Source organism: Anaerocolumna sedimenticola (genome assembly GCF_009931695.1).
Lineage (GTDB): Bacteria > Bacillota > Clostridia > Lachnospirales > Lachnospiraceae > Anaerocolumna > Anaerocolumna sedimenticola.
On the sequence record NZ_CP048000.1, the window covers coordinates 4649577 to 4667214 of the forward strand.

Annotated in this window: 20 protein-coding genes; 3 read left to right on the top strand and 17 right to left on the bottom strand. The window is 32.0% G+C overall.

Translation table 11 applies throughout. The features are described 5' to 3' along the window. Window position 1: 1 nt before the first annotated feature. From Ana3638_RS20695 to Ana3638_RS20710, 4 genes are all read right to left on the bottom strand, one after another. Complete coding sequence (locus Ana3638_RS20695; protein ID WP_161839725.1) at window positions 2-829, bottom strand: helix-turn-helix domain-containing protein; 828 nt, start codon at window positions 827-829, stop codon at window positions 2-4. A 181-nt stretch (window positions 830-1010) separates the two neighbouring features. Further along, window positions 1011-1832: a phosphotransferase gene (locus Ana3638_RS20700; RefSeq protein WP_161839726.1), complete on the bottom strand. Its 822-nt coding sequence runs from the start codon at window positions 1830-1832 to the stop codon at window positions 1011-1013. A gap of 298 nt (window positions 1833-2130) precedes the next feature. Then, on the bottom strand, window positions 2131-3426 hold the full coding sequence (locus tag Ana3638_RS20705; RefSeq protein ID WP_161839727.1) for a WS/DGAT domain-containing protein: 1296 nt from the start codon (window positions 3424-3426) through the stop codon (window positions 2131-2133). A 102-nt stretch (window positions 3427-3528) separates the two neighbouring features. Next, window positions 3529-4092, bottom strand: a complete 564-nt coding sequence (locus Ana3638_RS20710) for a DUF6198 family protein (protein ID WP_246240434.1) — start codon at window positions 4090-4092, stop codon at window positions 3529-3531. Window positions 4093-4413: 321 nt separating this feature from the next. Here Ana3638_RS20710 and Ana3638_RS20715 point away from each other — a divergent pair, with 321 nt between their 5' ends. The 3 genes from Ana3638_RS20715 (at window position 4414) to Ana3638_RS20720 (ending at window position 6424) form a co-directional block, all read left to right on the top strand. Then, window positions 4414-5163 (top strand): HAD family hydrolase, encoded by a 750-nt coding sequence (locus tag Ana3638_RS20715; protein ID WP_161839728.1) that lies wholly within the window; start codon window positions 4414-4416, stop codon window positions 5161-5163. A 305-nt stretch (window positions 5164-5468) separates the two neighbouring features. Further along, the gene (locus Ana3638_RS25440; protein ID WP_246240436.1) at window positions 5469-5726 is read left to right on the top strand and encodes a Rossmann-fold NAD(P)-binding domain-containing protein; all 258 of its coding nucleotides are present in this window, start codon (window positions 5469-5471) and stop codon (window positions 5724-5726) included. 41 nt (window positions 5727-5767) lie between these two features. Next, window positions 5768-6424 carry a D-2-hydroxyacid dehydrogenase gene (locus Ana3638_RS20720; protein ID WP_246240439.1) on the top strand — a complete coding sequence of 219 codons (657 nt, stop codon included), beginning with the start codon at window positions 5768-5770 and terminating at the stop codon, window positions 6422-6424. Between the two features lie 251 nt (window positions 6425-6675). On the opposite strand, the gene Ana3638_RS20725 is transcribed toward Ana3638_RS20720, so the two are convergent. The 13 genes from Ana3638_RS20725 to Ana3638_RS20785 form a co-directional block, all read right to left on the bottom strand. Continuing rightward, window positions 6676-6921 carry a hypothetical protein gene (locus Ana3638_RS20725; protein ID WP_161839729.1) on the bottom strand — a complete coding sequence of 82 codons (246 nt, stop codon included), beginning with the start codon at window positions 6919-6921 and terminating at the stop codon, window positions 6676-6678. 82 nt (window positions 6922-7003) lie between these two features. Next, window positions 7004-7576 (bottom strand): dTDP-4-dehydrorhamnose 3,5-epimerase, encoded by a 573-nt coding sequence (gene rfbC / locus Ana3638_RS20730; RefSeq protein ID WP_161839730.1) that lies wholly within the window; start codon window positions 7574-7576, stop codon window positions 7004-7006. Window positions 7577-7792: 216 nt separating this feature from the next. After that, window positions 7793-8569 (bottom strand): APH(3') family aminoglycoside O-phosphotransferase, encoded by a 777-nt coding sequence (locus tag Ana3638_RS20735; protein WP_161839731.1) that lies wholly within the window; start codon window positions 8567-8569, stop codon window positions 7793-7795. A 118-nt stretch (window positions 8570-8687) separates the two neighbouring features. Next, window positions 8688-9338, bottom strand: a complete 651-nt coding sequence (locus tag Ana3638_RS20740; RefSeq protein WP_246240443.1) for a flavin reductase family protein — start codon at window positions 9336-9338, stop codon at window positions 8688-8690. A 367-nt stretch (window positions 9339-9705) separates the two neighbouring features. Continuing rightward, on the bottom strand, window positions 9706-10341 hold the full coding sequence (locus tag Ana3638_RS20745) for a hypothetical protein (RefSeq protein WP_161839732.1): 636 nt from the start codon (window positions 10339-10341) through the stop codon (window positions 9706-9708). Window positions 10342-10972: 631 nt separating this feature from the next. Continuing rightward, entirely contained in the window at window positions 10973-12385 is a 1413-nt protein-coding gene (locus Ana3638_RS20750) for a HAMP domain-containing sensor histidine kinase (protein ID WP_161839733.1), read from the bottom strand. Next, window positions 12382-13083, bottom strand: coding sequence for a response regulator transcription factor (locus Ana3638_RS20755; RefSeq protein ID WP_161839734.1), 702 nt, complete (start codon window positions 13081-13083; stop codon window positions 12382-12384). The genes Ana3638_RS20750 and Ana3638_RS20755 overlap by 4 nt, the downstream gene beginning before the upstream one ends. A 122-nt stretch (window positions 13084-13205) precedes the next feature. After that, window positions 13206-13415 carry a DUF1189 family protein gene (locus Ana3638_RS20760; protein ID WP_281352847.1) on the bottom strand — a complete coding sequence of 70 codons (210 nt, stop codon included), beginning with the start codon at window positions 13413-13415 and terminating at the stop codon, window positions 13206-13208. A gap of 135 nt (window positions 13416-13550) precedes the next feature. Beyond that, window positions 13551-14390 (bottom strand): CPBP family intramembrane glutamic endopeptidase, encoded by an 840-nt coding sequence (locus Ana3638_RS20765; RefSeq protein ID WP_161839736.1) that lies wholly within the window; start codon window positions 14388-14390, stop codon window positions 13551-13553. Window positions 14391-14616: 226 nt separating this feature from the next. Continuing rightward, complete coding sequence (locus Ana3638_RS20770; RefSeq protein WP_161839737.1) at window positions 14617-14862, bottom strand: hypothetical protein; 246 nt, start codon at window positions 14860-14862, stop codon at window positions 14617-14619. Between the two features lie 118 nt (window positions 14863-14980). Continuing rightward, window positions 14981-15178: a hypothetical protein gene (locus tag Ana3638_RS20775; RefSeq protein WP_161839738.1), complete on the bottom strand. Its 198-nt coding sequence runs from the start codon at window positions 15176-15178 to the stop codon at window positions 14981-14983. 214 nt (window positions 15179-15392) lie between these two features. Next, complete coding sequence (locus Ana3638_RS20780) at window positions 15393-16202, bottom strand: CPBP family intramembrane glutamic endopeptidase (protein WP_161839739.1); 810 nt, start codon at window positions 16200-16202, stop codon at window positions 15393-15395. 609 nt (window positions 16203-16811) lie between these two features. Beyond that, a complete protein-coding gene (locus Ana3638_RS20785; RefSeq protein WP_161839740.1) occupies window positions 16812-17579 on the bottom strand; it encodes an alpha/beta fold hydrolase in 768 nt (255 codons plus the stop codon). Window positions 17580-17638: the final 59 nt, after the last annotated feature.

The following is a 17638-nucleotide window of genomic DNA, read 5'->3' on the forward strand; positions in this document are numbered from 1 at the left end:
TTTACTTTGTTAATCTTTGGTCCATATTAATAACGCGAAGAATTTCCTCTACTATGGCATTAACATTATTATTATTTTTTGTAAGAACTTCTTCTTCCAATATTTCAATTATTGCTATTAAGTTGTGAATACTCTGGTTTTTCATAATGATACCCTCTAAAACCCTTTGAACGGTTAAATAGGATATCTTTTCAGGAATCACTTCATCAGCTACACCCGGATAGTTCTCTTTCAGATTGTCAATTAGTGTTTTCACCATATGTTTATTTATAATCGCCGCATAATTGGCTGTGCAGATTTGGAATAATTTCTCCATAATATATGTATATACAGAATCATTTATTAAATCTAATTCCTCTCTGTATAAAACTCTGTCATAAGATATAATTTGAAATTCTTTGTCGTTAAGGTTGTTGTCATCAACAATGCGGATTCTGGGGATTAATATGCCATATAGGCTTGCAATCTGCAATCTTTTATCGGTAATCAGCTTTGTCTTTAATCCTTCTACAATTGCCGGAATAATATCCTTTCCAAATGTCAGCTTAACCGGTTCAGCACAAATATTGGATAAAAGCTTTTTCTGATCAAATAAACCATCTTTCTCCGTCATGTCTGCTTTTGCTGTAATACCAAAAATTTCATTGGCATCAATGCCCAAAATATTACTTATGCTGTTAATCAAACCAATATCAGGCAGGCTTTGTCCGCGCTCCCATTTTGAAACTGCCTGCGCTGTTACTCCCATTCGTGAAGCAAATTCCTCCTGTGTCATATTTTTATTTTGCCGATAAACTGCCAGTCGTTCTCCAAAATTATTCATATCCATAATATTTTCTCCTTTTGTAATTAAGTATTATAAAAGCAGTATAACAATAGATTACTTATTTGTATAACAACCAGCTGTTCATAAAAGATTCAACTGTCCTTGCAAAATCAAATATCCATAGCTTTGGACAGTTCGACCAGCTTATTAGTCCATAAACAACCTTTCGCATGTCCTCTTATGTTTATGTATTTTTCACTATTTCATTGCAACGTTCAATTACCAATTGAATTAATGCCTGTTTTTCATTTTCTGAAATCCATTCCCGTAATCTTGCTGCTGCAACAGGCAATTCCCATCTATTAATATCCTCAATACTTCTTTTCGAAATCATGAGATATTCTTTTATATATATTTTATATATGTGATATTTAAAAATTGAAATAAACTTTTTCATAATCCATGGTGCATGTGAAACTTCACCATACTTTAGTAAAATACATGTACGTGCAACATCAGCACATGCATCTCCCCTGCAGGCTGTCATCCAATCTAAAAAGACTGCCTTATTATCTGCTATCATTATATTACCTGGATGAAAATCAAAATGGCATAACACATTACCATCTGGTAATTGTTTTAAATATTTTCGGATTATTTCTTTATATTCTTCTGAAAGCACATGAACACTATCCACATCTTCTTCTAATTTTTCTTTTACACTATACAGTGTATCATCAACCGGTTTTTGTATATCCAGATGATACTGTGCTAATTTCTTTGCATAATCATTGATTTTCCAAAAAGAAACAAGCATAGTTTTTAACAAATCAGTTCCCTTAATTTCTTCATAGACAATTCCATGCCTGCCATTTATCTCAACCATCTCATATACTTTGGGAATACAGTTCAATATTTTCTGTACGGTAATTCCATTTTGATATTCTCTTTCCACGACGCTTTTATGTAGTCCATTCCTAAATAACTTCAATATTTTATTACTATCCAATTTATATATTTCAGCAGTATTACCTTGCCCTATCATTTTTTCCATATTTATCACCATAAATTTCCTCCAATGATTAATAAATCACCTCACAAATTCCAGTTCACTCAATTCTCTTATCAATAATATCATATTGATTATAATTAATAAACTTTATTTTCCAGCCAGATAATAGATTTTTATGTATACCTATTTGTCAGATATATCATCCACCATTTCCATAAATGGTTTAACTGGTATTGCACAGGTGTGTTACGTTAAATAATCGAACACGACAAAAACACGGGAACGCCGCAAGTTTATATACCAATACATTTACGACGGCCCCGTTTTTATGTAAAAAGTGCGTAACAAAATTCTATATTAATATTGTATTTTGTAACTCCGTTACAAGCTTATCCAAAAAAAGTGATAATTTGCTTCTGTCTGATTCTGTTCCATATAAATTAATGCTAAGTGTCGCAACATCATCGAATGTTGAAATCGCTAATTGAAAATATGGACTGTATTTGATCGAACCCGTCATATATGCTTCCGTTACTTTAACACTTCCGAAAGTAAGCTTAGTTTTATCTAATATCCCGATATTCGTAAATGCTATAAAAGGATTGGAGAAGTTTTTTTCAATTAAACTTCTTGCTAATTTATCAGGCAGTAAATCAAATGCTTTTTCCATCAGGTAAATACTTTTAACACAGGAAATATTTGATTTTTCTTTATCCATAACCTGTTTTACCTTACAAAGTGTTTCCTCAAACAAAAGACCGATTTCTGAACCGATATTACAGGTAAGATTGGTACATAAATTACAAATACCGTTTGTTCTCCGGTTTGGCAGGTATTTTCTGGTATCCACCGTGCATGGTATTATGACAGTACGGCCGTATAATTGGTAAAGAACACGCACATATGCCGTAACAATCATATCGTTCACAGTAGCACTGTAATTTTTAGCATAAGCTTTTAAAGCTGAAAAATGTTCCTGTGGTATGGACCGTGTTTCAATATAAGGATTGGAGAGGTCTCCTTCTAAATCAAACTGTATTGGGTCGATTGTTGCCATATCATTTTTACCAAATAATATTCTGAATTTATCTCGTAGGGAAAAGGTTTTGAAGACTTGATTCATCTTTCTGTTTCCCATTGCCGCCATATGCAGATTCATTTTCTTATGTAAATTAATGTAAATATTACATAACATATAAAGATATTCTTTAAATCCTGCGGCATCACATAACATATGATTCATGGAGATACAGAGTTTATCAATTTCCCCTTTGCGTATTACTTCAGCTTTCATCTGCGGGCCATCAAACGCATCAATTTCCTTACAAATAAAGTGAGTAACACTTTCCTCCGTATTTGCGGATACCAAAAAATGTACCATATCATCTGATGTATAACCTTTATCTTCCCAGGTTAGCTGACCTTTCGTTTCATCCAACCTGCACCTTATAAGCGGAAAAGCCTCTGCTGACAGGTTAACCGCATGCTTAAAACGTTCTAAATCAAGTTTTCCTGAAAGCGTAGCAACAAAATGCAGAGTATGATCATTGATATTTTTTACTTTAAAAAGATATTGAAGTTTATCCCATGCTTCTACTTTATAACTAACAGATTGACTATTTGTCGTTTGGTTCCACCTTCTTTGCATTCAATGAAAGTCCATCTATAAATATTAAATGTTTTTCAAACCAAGTACTGAAAATTCCGATTGTCATTCCATTGATGAGTGCACATATGATTGTACCGATATTTACTCCTTCAAAATGAAACATACCAAAAAAACAAAGGACATAATAACACTAATCAAACAACTTACACAATCGTAACAAGTCTTAAACTTATTTATATTAATTTCAAACCGTTTTGATACCTCTTTAACAAAAAGTTCATATACTTCCGGTGCAATATAAGTATGAAACATAAATGCCACACCAATAGCACACAAAATAAAACCTATAGAAAAGAAAACAATCCTCCAAATGAACACATCTGTTTTAATCAGTCCTGCCATAAACATACATCCATCCAATGTAATACCATAAATTACTGCTGTTACAAAAGAAAACAGATAGGATGCTTTGAATTTTCTCAATACCGTCATCATTATAATTAATAATGTAGCTTGAACCGTATATTCCATCATACCAAAAGTTATAAAGCTCCAAATCTGTGAAAATTTAAGGTAAAGTATATATGCAGGCGCAACAACCATGGACATTCCAAAGTTTGCTTTCTCCATCAATGCAGTTCCCAATGCCAATGTTATAATACCACAAATATATGCAATTTCCGTATAAAATGTTTTCTTCTTCATTTTTCCTCCCAAAAACAAAACAACGAAACCTGTTTAATATAGAAACAGGAAAAGCTGTTTTTAATTATACATAAACCAAAAAAAGCAACCACCCTGTTTGATATAGAAACAGGAAAAGTTGCCTTAACAGGCTAACATAAACCGAGCAAAATGTCAATAAAACATTATTTATAATTTACCTCTTTAACAAATACCTAGATAATGATATTGATACCGGATTATTCTTTATTGTATAATATTACCATGAATTACAGTTGCATTTGACGTTTTTGAGTATTAGTCAGTTCCATAACAAATAAAACAAATGAAAGGATATTACGTATGAAACTTGTAGTTTTTGATTTGGATGATACTTTATTGAATTCCAAAGAAGAGGTATCCGAAAGAAATAGAAAGGCTATTCTAAATTGCAGTCAAAAGGGAATGAAAATCGGTTACATTACAGTTCGTTCGCCACGCAAAATTAAGACTTTTCTTCAAGGACTTCCTTGTGATTGTATTGCTAATTATAATGGAGCTGTAATTTATGCTGATAATAAACTAATTGTAGCAAATACAATTAAATATGATAATGCCATAAACTACATAAATAAGGTGACTGAAATTGCCCCTGGTATCGGTATCTGTGCCTATTTTGAGCCATATTGCTATAAGAATAAAGAAATAAGAAGCTATATTACACAGGAAATCTTAAAATATGACTTGTATTCAACGCCTAAACAAAATTTTCAACGAATACGTTTATTTTATAATGGATATGAAAATATTGATTTTTCAAAGTATATCAGTAGCGAAATGCAATATCAAAAGTCTCAGGATTCTGCAATGATTACAAATAAGCTTGCAGATAAAGGAACAGCACTTGAATCATTAATTAGGTATTTTGGGTTTAAAAAAGAGCAAATAATATCATTTGGAGACAGCATAAATGATATTCCCATGCTGAAAACAAGCGGAACCGGTGTGGCTATGGGAAATGCAGTATCAAAATTAAAAGATATAGCAGATTATATAGCATTATCAAATGATGAAGATGGTGTTGCAGAATATATAGAAGCATATTTACTGTAGTGTCAATTAATACCTTTTCCTGATTACATAACATATTTTAATTTCTACCTATATAATTCTGCTGTTTCGTGGTAATCCATGATAATTCCTTCTTCTCTTACAAATTTATATAAAACACCCCCTCTCTTCTACCAGGTTATATCCGATAACCTGGTATCCTCATTATTAATAAAAAGAATAAGTTCACTTTGATACATTGACTTTTTAATTAGTTATCACTATGATAACTATATAAGAATATTAGCAACTGATTCTACCGCTTTCTCATTGCTAATATAAAAGACCGAAAGAAAGGACAATATTATATGAAACGAATTTTAGTAACATTGCCGGTAACAGAACAACATAAGGAACGCTTGGAAAGGAGTATTTCTGATTGCATCTTTCAGTATATTCCACTATCGGAAGTAACCATCGATATGGTACGAAATTCAGAAATTATTGTTGGTAATGTACCTTCTACTTATATTTGTGCATCCAACACCTTGGAATTACTTCAATTAAATTCTGCCGGAGCAGATGCTTACATCCTGCCGGGGTTCTTTCTTCCAATACTATACTGACTAATGCCACCGGAGCATATGGAAAAACAGTAGCAGAGCATATGTTCGCAATGATGATGTGCCTGCAGAAAAAATTGCATCTTTATAGAGATGATAGAGTGAATGGGGAATGGAATGACTATGGTACAGTCACCTCTATTTCCGATGCAACGGTAACAATCATCGGATTAGGTGATATTGGGTTATATTATGCCGGATTGGCAAAAGCCCTGGGTGCCTATGTTATTGGAGTAAAGCGACGTAAAAGCGATTGTCCGAAACAAGTGGATGAACTGCATCTAATGGAAGATGTGAACGAAATCATACCTAAATCAGATGTAATTGTCTCTTTTCTACCTAACACTCCATTTACTTATCATCTTTATAATGCAGAATTTTTCTCTAAAATGAAAAAATCAGCAATATTTTTAAATGGCGGACGAGGAAGTGCAGTGGATCAAGATGCTTTATTATCTGCTGTGCAAAATCAGGATATTTATGCTGCCGGTTTAGATGTAACCGACCCGGAGCCGCTCCCATCCGAACATCCTTTATGGAAAGAAAAAAATATAATGATAACCCCCCATGTATCCGGTTCCTTTCATTTGCCTGAAACCTTGGATAAGATTGTGGAAATTGCCGCTGCAAATATAGAGAATTACCTTACCGGTAAAGCACTTAAGAATATAATTGATTTTGAAACCGGATATTGCAAATAAAAAAGCTGACTTAGTTCTATTACCATCTGATTTTAAACGCGAAAAAAGGATTCTTCTTATGGAGAATCCTTTTTTATTTCCGCGAAAGCAAATTGGGCATTAGCTTGCTTGCAATAATTCCAACGAGCACGCGAACCGCAGAAACTGACAAAGCCTGTTTCTTTCGGTTAGGTTATAGTGAAAAAACTAATCACTATAATACCGATGCTGCATTCTTAAAAGCAATTTCTTTAGGACAATTATAATCTTCATTATCCTATTGCAGTGCCCAGCAATACTAACGCTCTTTTATAAAGTGGGTCAAATTCACATCCACAACTTCCACATTCGTTATCCGCTTTTTCAACTGCGGCTATTAACTCAGTGGTAACTTTCTCTGATACTTCATCGTTATTATTTGCATTTAACCATACCTTAGATGGCTCATCAATTACACTCCAACCAGACTCAGCAAATTTAGTGATAATATTAATTAACTCCTCGTCTTTGTTTATCATGTCAATTCCTTCCCATATAATATATTTTCAACTTTCTGTAATAAGGCTTGTCCTTATCTCATTATAATAACTTCCGCCGCCCTTATTTCCTTTTCGGTTTTAACACGATCCCCTCAATAAAAGCAGGATGGTTACTGTCTCTTTCAGATATTATAATTTTCATTTCTTCTGGAATAGGCCATTCAATACCTAATGTTTTATCGTTCCAGGGTATACCACTTTCATCTTCCGGATGATAATAGTCAGTAAGCTTATAGGCAAATTCAGCCGTATCAGAAAGGACTAAGAAACCATGTGCAAATCCTTCCGGAATATAAATCATGTTTTTCTTTTCTGCTGATAAAATAACACCAAACCATTTACCGTATGTTTTTGATCCCTCTCTAATATCAACTACCACATCAAAAACTTCACCGCTGATAGCTCGTACCAGTTTCCCTTGCTGATACGTTTTCTGAAAATGTAAACCTCTAAGAACACCCTTAATTGATTGTGATAGATTTTCCTGAATAAACACCATATCAAGTCCGGCTTCCGCAAAATCTTCATAATTATATGTTTCCAGAGAATACCCTCTTTCGTCTGAAAATATCTTAGGCTCTATTGTATAAAGTCCCTCTATATCCAAACATTGTTCAAACTTAAATTGTCCCATTTTTTAACCCTCTACATTTCACTATATTATTTATACTTTATACTAACGATAAAATTTATTTTATAACACTACTTCAGAATTAAAATATTTCTCCTGAAAATGAACTTGCTTTATTATTTCATCTAGTGAAAAAATCATATCACTAGGTACTACAACCCATTATTCTTCAATATCATCTTTCCGGTGCATTCACATGTAAACCTCCTGCAATTTTGACTAAAATAGTTCGTCTAGTAAGATATAGTAATTTATTTTTTCCCAATTTGCTTTTATTCCTAATTCTTCAAACAATTGAGAAGTATATACACTATCTTTGCCATAGTTATGCCCTATACTTCGAACACAAAGTGCAATATCCTGCCACTTATCCGCTATACCGGCCCGTCCCAAATCTATAAAGCCACTAATTTTATTATCACTGATAAATATGTTAGGAGGGCAATAGTCACCATGGGAAAATACTAACTCTTCTTCCGGTTGATTGTTAACTAACCATGTAAGTAGTTCACTGGGAGATTCAAAACCATTATTTCCGTATGTTTCTGGCTCACAGTCTTCCCTGCCTGACAATCCATTTTCTATACGGTATTTTGCTAATCTTAATTTATTTTTGATGTTATTTTGGTAAGGACAATCCCTTATATCAACCGCCCATAATAATTTCAACCCCTCTGCCAATAAATGAATCTGTTGTTTTGGCCTTTGTAACCAATAATTACTATAAGCCATTTGTCCTTTTAATTTTGACATAAGCAGATAATTATTATCATTCTCTTTATGTGATACATAAATATAAGGTACTGATAATTTATCTTGTAACCACTGAAGCATTATGTGCTCATTATTTGATTCTTCTCTCTCCTTTTCAATTTTAAGAACATAATTGTCAAAGAATATGACTTGGGAATCAGAACAGCCAATATTATCTATCTGCATTTTGTCGTTTTTAACAATTTCTTTAATACAAGCTGGAAGTTCTATTTTTTGATTCAATATTATTTTCACCCCTTTAACATATCATCAGAAACTGTCAATTTATCTGGTTTACTAAGCTATCATTAAAAATGTTTGTTAATTCTTCGATTCATTCATATGTAATCATTTGATTTTTTCAATATTCTCCCATATCTTTAAACTTTTTCAATGTTGCTATCCAGTCGTGTGATTTGCCCTCAAAATTTTCTGGGTTTATAGGATAATGTACATTGTAAAGGTATCCTTTTTCACCGTACCTTCCTTGAATGATTTCATCCAAATGCACTTCATCCACACAAATATTAACAACTTCTAAACACATTAAAACATGGGTATCTCCATCTTTTATCTCACGTTCCCACAGATAGCGGCATTCGAGATTAAGGAAACAATCTTTGATACGTGGTGCATTTATACCCGTAGCTTGTTCTGCAGTAAGTCCCGATAATGTTATTTCATCATTATCGAATCCATTGTTAGTGATTGTTGCCGTGCATTTTTCGTAAATATCAGCAGAGGGAAAATTCAGCACTGCTTCCCCTTTTTCCTTTATGGATTGATACATATGTCCAGATTTATTTACATTTGAGAGTATTGCATAAAAGCCATGAGGGCTACCATTAAAGCATGCCCATGATTGCAGACAAGCATTAGGTTTGCCATTAGATTTATAGGTAGTTACAACAAATAGTGGTGATGGTATCGCAGTTACGAAATCCATCCATGAAAAACCATATGTTTCCATATCTTTCATCGACTCTGGAATAGCCGAATATTCTTTTTTCATTAAGTTTCACCTTCCTGTAATATAAATAATCTTCTCAACATTATTTTGATTTAACATAGTATGTAAAATCATCTTTCGCAATCGTCATCTATTGTATCATGATTATGTCTTATGTAATTCAATAATATTAACCATTATATCATCTATTTTCATTTATGACAATATATTCCAATGCACATCTCTTATTTACAAAAAATGTATAGGGACTCGAAAGATTATGCATGATCTGGATACGAACCAAAATCCAACACTGAAAATATTGAAAGGAAAAGTTCTATCAATTCTGATTTATGTGCATAAAAAGTACACCTATTTTTTATGTACTTACACCGGTGATGTCTGATACATTGAATGGATAGATTCCTGATTAACACAGGCGTTTAAAATATATTATATTTGCATTCCCATACTCTTTATATGCTTTATCAAATTCTTCTTCACTTACTATTTTATTTTCATCACCTATAACTCCTATCGTTATAGCGTTTACTTCCTGCCCTACTTTGTGGAAAAACATTATATATTTATTTATCATTTTCAATTTGTGGTTTTGAATATCTAAACTATACTTTGTTACTTCGTGCCCACCTGCGGTATAAATACCTGTAGTATCGGCCGAAATAGGATACGCAGTTCCATTCGAGTTTATATTTCCAAACATTATTATTTCGTTATTAACCGGATAATAAATATCTGTCCACAATGCAACTTCACTTTCATTATTAAACTTATAAACACCATTGGAAAGTAGAAGAATAGGATAGTCATAACTATCTAGTTCAATAAAAGAGTAATAATATTTTTCTCCCTGACAATCAAAATTTTTTAGGAAATTATCATAAATATCAGTATTTTCTAAATTTTTATCTTCTATGATTGTATTAACTTCTTTGTATGATTTTTTTGCATTTTCTGCTCTTCTAAAATTAATGCTATATACAATGAAACCTATACAGCTTAAAAGTATAAGAAAGCTAATTAATAACTGAATTTTTTTATCCATATAAAACACCATATTTTTTAATAAATATATGCTTTCATATGGATTATAGGACTTTATTAACAGATATCTGATTTTTAATTATAGGCGGTTAGTAAAGGGGTTGACATACCAACCCAATCCTGTTGGTTTCTATTATTATTTTATTACTATAAGCATTTAATCCATTAGTCAAAAAAACATTAGCAATCTTTTTAACTTCAAAATCACTATTACAATTTAATAATGGATCATAACCTATCGTATCTTCGCTAAATAGATTGAGTATATATTTTTTCTTATTTGATATACATGTACTCTCTATCTCTCTACTCGGATCTGTAACAATAATGCTGCAATTTTCTAGGCTATTTACATTTTGCATTATAAATCTTCTAGATTTCTAATCCACTAGGAGCCAACATCAATATATGTTCATTAGATTGCCTGACTATTAATCTTACATGTTTACTACATTTAATTCCATCGCCTGATAATGATTTAGGTTCTTTAGGTTTACATATCTCATTTGCATTATCAACTTGATTTAATGTAATTAAAAAGACAAAAATACAGACCTGAGATGGGGCTGTTTAGTGAACAGTTTCTGGTTCACTTCTCTATCTAGGTCTGTTTTCTTTGATGCTTTGTCTTTTTATAATCTTATCTCAATTTTTGTTCCAACTATTGTATCTATATATGTAATTATCCCACCATGTTTTTCTATAATAGCCTTTGTTATCGCTAATCCCAGTCCAGTACCACCAGACGTTTTTCTTGCATTATCTCCTACAACAAATAGTTCAAATAAATTTTTCTTTATATGTTCTGGAATACCTGCCCCTTCATCCTGTACTACAATTAACACCTTCTCGCCATCATTTTCAGATACTATAGTAATTGTTGTATTTTCAGGGCTATACTTCATTGCATTAACCAGAAGATTCCCTAATGCTCTTTTCATTAATTGCATATTTATCATTTTAAAGCACTCTGTTTCAGGAATATCTAGTTTTAATTTCAAGCTTTTTTCCTGGATTTCATCATAATACTCTACAATAGTTTCTCTTAAAAATTCATTAATATCGATTCGTTTCATTGTAACATTATATTTTTTATTTTCAAGTTTTAGTAGTTCAAATAATTCATCGACCAGACCGCTAATTCTTTCAACTTTGAGTGAAATTGTATGGTAGTACTGATTTTTTTTATCTTCATCCGTAATATAGCCTTCACTTAAAGCAGTTGCATATCCTTTTATTGTTAACAACGGCGTTTTTATATCATGAGATAAATTCAGTAACATAAGTTTTTCATTCTGTTCTATAATTTCCTTATCTTCTATAGAAGCTTTTAGCTTATCAACCATCGTATTAAAGCTTTCTTGAATAACTTCAAACTCTTTTTCGGATACTAGGCATAAATGCATATTCAAATTACCATTACTTATATCCTGAAAACCTTTCTCAATGTAATTCAGTGGTTTTTTCACTTTTTGATTAACCCAATGACTTAAGATTAAAACATCACAGATACATAAAAATATAAATAATAAAATTCCTTTCATAAAAATATGGTTTATAATTGCTCCCTGCTCATTTGTTAATATAAATTCTCTCTTCTTATTTGTTAAATTAACTTTATAGTTAATAATATCTTTTTGATATTTAACCAGGCAATACCTATTTTTTTGATTTGTATCTATAAACTTCAGGACATCAGCATAAAATGAACCTTTATTACGATATATGATATTACCTAAATCTTTAGAAGTATAATGCGTAACTGAATCTTTTTTTGTACCCTTCACATCTATAACATTTAAATCAGAATCTAGCAGCTCTATCCAAGAATTATCCGACTTAAGATATGATAAATTATCTTTTAAAACATCATCCTCTTTTACTAATTCGTCTGCCTGCACCTGTATTACTTTTCCGTCTGTAATTGATTTTTGATACTCATAATATAGATAAGCTGCACTAAATATAATTGAAAAAATTATAATCAAGCCGAAAGTAACATATCCATACACCAGCTTTATAAACAAACTTTTACTTCTTCTCATACATTTGTCACCTTATCCATTTTATATCCTAATCCCTTTATTGTTTTCAAATAGACCGGATGTTTTGCATCCTCTTCAATTTTATTTCTTAAATTACTGATATGAACCATTACCGTATTATCACTATCGAAAAACTCTTCTTCTCTAACTGCTTCAAATATCTGCTTTTTTGTAAAAATCCGTCCACAATTAGATAATAATAGTTTAAGTATTTTAAATTCTGTGGCAGTTAACTCGATTGTTTTATTATTTATGATGACTTTTCCTTCATTTATATTTATTCCCAATGCTCCATTTTTCAATATACAATCATCTTTTTTTTCTATATTAAAATGATATGTACGTCTTATGTTAGCTTCTACTCTCGCGACTAATTCCAGCGGATTAAAAGGTTTTGATATATAATCATCTGCGCCCAACTTAAGCCCGATGATTTTATCATAATCTTCCTTCTTCGCAGAAAGAACTATAACTGGAATTGTACTTTTCTTCCTTATATATTCTAATACCTGTATTCCATTGATACCCGGCATCATTATATCTAAAATTGCCAAATCTATTTGTTCCTTGTTAAAAATATCAATTGCCTTCTGTCCATTCTCAGCTTTTAATATGCGGAAACCTTCTTTGCTTAAGAACAATTCAAAAATTTCTAATATTTCTTTTTCATCATCTGCTGCTAATATCGTATAATCCATAAAATCAACTCCTTAATATGCTTCATCCATAAATTAAATTATATTTATATCATATAATTGTTTGACTTTATTAACAATAGATTATTACGAGCTGACAGAATCTTTATTATATTTTATCTTCACTACGTTTTACATTCTGATTCCGGCAACTCGGATGCCTTCACAGACTTTACTGCCAATACGATATAAAATACGGATATTCCAATGTCAATGACCCAGAAAGATGGTATTTTTACAGATACCATTGCAAGCAGGCCTTTTATAAGTAGTGGAAGCGTTCTTGTATAAACCGCCATCTTATAAATCTGCATAAAAGTAAGTGTATACTTCATACTATATAATAAAGCGACGTTAATACCATACTAAATAAAATTATTCTAGATTTTCTGTTCTTTATAAATTCTTTATAAGATTTAAAATCGCAGATTGATAGTAACATCTCTCTAAAGATACTCATTTCCAGGGTTCTACCTTCTATAATTCGGCTTATTTATTTCGTCTTTTATATTCACTGGTTCTACTTTTCTTAATAAAAATAGCCCTATAAATGCTAACGGCAATAACAATAAATTAAATGCAAATGCATTTCCTACCGTAATATCTGTTATTTCATTTACAGCTGTTGAAAATACCTCTTTAAAAGAGGCTGCAAAATCAAACAATGCATGCAAGAATATTACAGCCCATATATTTTTACTTCTTAAATATATACTTGCAAAAAATAGCCCAATTGTTGTAGCATAAACTATTTGTGCCATTATTGCTATTTTTAAATCGGGTGTATAGAATAAATTAACCAAATGGGCTATCCCAAATAATCCACTTGATAAGATAGCCGATTTATAAATACCTTTCTTTGTATGACCCCAATTTAAAATAAAATTATTTAATATAAGTGCACGCATCATGATTTCTTCATAGAACCCTATAGATATTGAATAAATAACGAAACCTGCTGTAGTTGCTAATGGCGGCATAATAATTCCATGCTGTGAAATAAATGAAATATCCAAGTTGATTACACTATAAATTATAAATATCCATCCTAATCCAATTCCTACCAGTAATCCTTTTCTCGCAAATCCTATTTTTTGTTTAGGTAGTATGCATCTAATAGTGAGCAAAATTAAAATACCCGGAATGATTTGCCCCATAATCTTAGGTAAATATTCTCCTGGTTCTAATAAAGAGAATATTTGAACAAATAAAGGGTCTAAGATTAATGCTATCACAATTACAACTGCTGAAAATATGATACAGTGATTTTGTGATAGTGATTTCATAGTCTTTCGTACATTTCTTTTCATAACATTTTCTCCTAGTTTGTCGTTTTTCATTACTATAATATAATAATCTTTAGTTATTATTAATGTAACCTTAAGATAACCTAAATTAAAATTTTCTGTATAATGTCCTTTTCCTTAATTTCATATTTAAATATTATTCTTGCAGAGTTAAACACTACCAGCCACGTCTGATATTTGAACATTTTAAATAAAAAACAGACCTTAGACGGGGCAGTTAATGCCCTGTCTAAGGTCTGTTTTTTATTATTCTGCGGTGTTTTTCTATTATGTCGACTAGGATAAAACGGGGTTGTCTTTTGTTGGATTCATTTTCATATGGAAACTTATCTGTATCTGGTACAGGAAGTTCACCATATTTCTGGGAATTTTCATTCTCATGGTTTTCAACAACTGATTTTGTATAAATTGTATAACCATTGCTTTTTAAAACTCGATAAGCCTCATGAAAACCATTCATCATTTTTGCTTGCATGCTTTCATACCCAGCATTAGAAAATACGACAGAATTGTTCAAGATCCATCACATGCAAGATAAACCATTTCAACATACGGATTTTTCCATTCGTTTGAGTAAAGAATTTTATCCCATTTTAAATACGGTGACTTATATCCACCATTACTATCGTTATCGGCCAGTTTATTCTTTTTATCTGATGTTTTATTCCTTGTCCTGTTCCGCAGGTAATATCTAACATCATTCTAGGACGAAGCTTTTCAATCTCTGACCAAATAGCATAGGTTTTTATGTAAAAACTGATTCTTTTGCCTACATCAATTTTATTAATCATATAATTTCCTCCTGCTTTTAAATTATATTTTACTATTATTTCAGAAGAAAACAATGGATTAACAGTTAAGTGTTGTTATACTAAGTCATGAGAGAAAAAACAAATATAAATTTAAAATAACAAATCTATGAAAAAACAGAACGATTTTTGTTACATATGTATACTTTCACACTATTAATCTAGTATTACAATATATTCCACTAACGGTTGCACATCACATTTCACGTATGGGTACCTTGCTCTTTTTTTCATATACCACAACAGTTACAATTGAAACAAGAACTATCACAGCATTTGCGACAATGGTTCCCGCCCAAGTTATAGTCATGGTACCAAAGATGGGGGATGCCGCATTGAACATGGTGTGGAATAATACACACATAAACACACGGCCTTTTCCTGATATTTTGTAGATAGCCCCGTTGAAAAATCGAAATGCCATGAGTTGAACTGCAAACATCCAGAAGTTAATGAGCCCATCTCCGTGATTCGTCCCCGGAATGAAGAAGAGAGGGATATGCCATAAAATCCAAATGATTCCCATTAAAACAGAAGATAAAACGAAACCATATTTTTTGTTAAGCTCAGGCTGCAATACGTACATCCAGCCAGCTTCCTCCAAGCCACCGATAATAAGATTTCCAGGCAAGGAAAGGAAGAACGTATAAAATGGGAGCACCATTTCCTTGCGGCCTGAAACTGCAAGATGGATCAAAAAATACAGTGCAAGCCCTGCAGCAACGAATAAATAGAGAGATAGGTTATTTTTGGCGTAAAAAACAGTTTTCAACCATTCCTTAAAATCCGTTATTTTATTATTTTTCTTCAGAACGATATAGGAAGCAATAGCGGGGGACAAAATATAGATTGCAAATGGAATATTCATCCCGAATTGCTGTAACGAGTGAACCCAATTGTGAACCGAATATCCGAATTGCCCAAGAACTATCATAGCACCTGACACAAGATAGGCTATGCAAAATGTCAGTATTGTAAATTGTACTATTATTTTTTTGTCTGTCATGATTCTTCACCTCACATTTCGAATGATACATTAACTTAAACTTGTGGACCCTTTTACTTTTATCGCTTAATGTTTAAGTTTCTTCCTATTCAAAGTTACGCTCCGTACAAAATATTCCAGATTCATACATTTCTACTACTCATATACACCCTTTGAGTAAATTTCTCCTTTCCTCTTCAATATGTGCTCAAAAAACTTCAGAATTATACTGTCTTCAAGTTCAATATTCTCTTTGGCATCAACACGATCTCCCTGTCCATCATAAGACAAGTGAGAAAAGGAGATACTAAGGATAGGTTGGTAAGAGTCAGGTGTTTCGTACCCTTTAGATACACATCATAACTTTCCTTACATATTTGGTCTGAAATTTTATTACCTGCATAAAATCCTGAATTGGATCCCTCCTGCAGCTGTGCCCATACTGGTCAGAATAGATATTGAAGTGGTATTTCATATTGCTCTCTGGTAGCAACAATTTCATCCAAATCTGTATTATAGGTTATTTCACAAAAATACGGTTTAAATTTATCCTGACAATCTTTATAATCTAATACAACCATTTGAGATACAAGATTAGCATCTGCCGTAATAGTCAAATCAAAACAAAGTTTAGTCCCTTTCTAAAAATGATAAGGTCTCTTTTATAAACTGTGTTTGATTAGACAACATTGCAGGATGCCCTCCATGCTCAAACAGGTAAAAATCACCATGTCCAATTTCTTTTATCATTTTTGAATATATCTTTCTATAGAATTCTGTATCCACGCATGTAATAAATACATCTTCGTTACTGCCTGTCATTAAAATATCTGCCTGTAAAGTAGAAATCGGCTTATGAAAGAATTTTCCAATCAGTTTTGAGTGCTCAAAAATCGCATTTGTATCATTATCGACAACGCTTTCCCAGTCATCACCCTGCATCGCCTGATAAAACATTCGCGCTCCCTCGTTTTGTTTCGAGAAATCTCTGTCATTAACGATATTTGCAGTAAAAGCATCGATTGCATTTGTACCCTCAAAGCTATCTGCAATAACTTTACTAACAAGGTCTGGTCTCTCTAAAGCAATATTGATGGCAACTAATGCACCACCACTGCTACCGAGAAGAAATACCTCAGCATATTTTTTTTGAGATAGAAATTCAATTACCTGTTGAGCTTCTTCATACCATAAATCAACAGGAAATTTATCAAGTCTATCAGATTTTCCGTGTCCCAAAAAATCAATTAGAATTACTTTGTATTTCTCGGCATATTGGTTGGCAATATTTAAAAACATGTTTGAGGATGCAGTATTTCCATGCAACAGCAACAATGGTTTTCCTGTTCCTATTTCTTCATAAAATATATTTTTAGATTGATAATTATAGTATGACATAATTTGCCTCCTGATTTTTTGTGTATTTATAAGCGTAAGAGTTTACACAGAACGTGAAA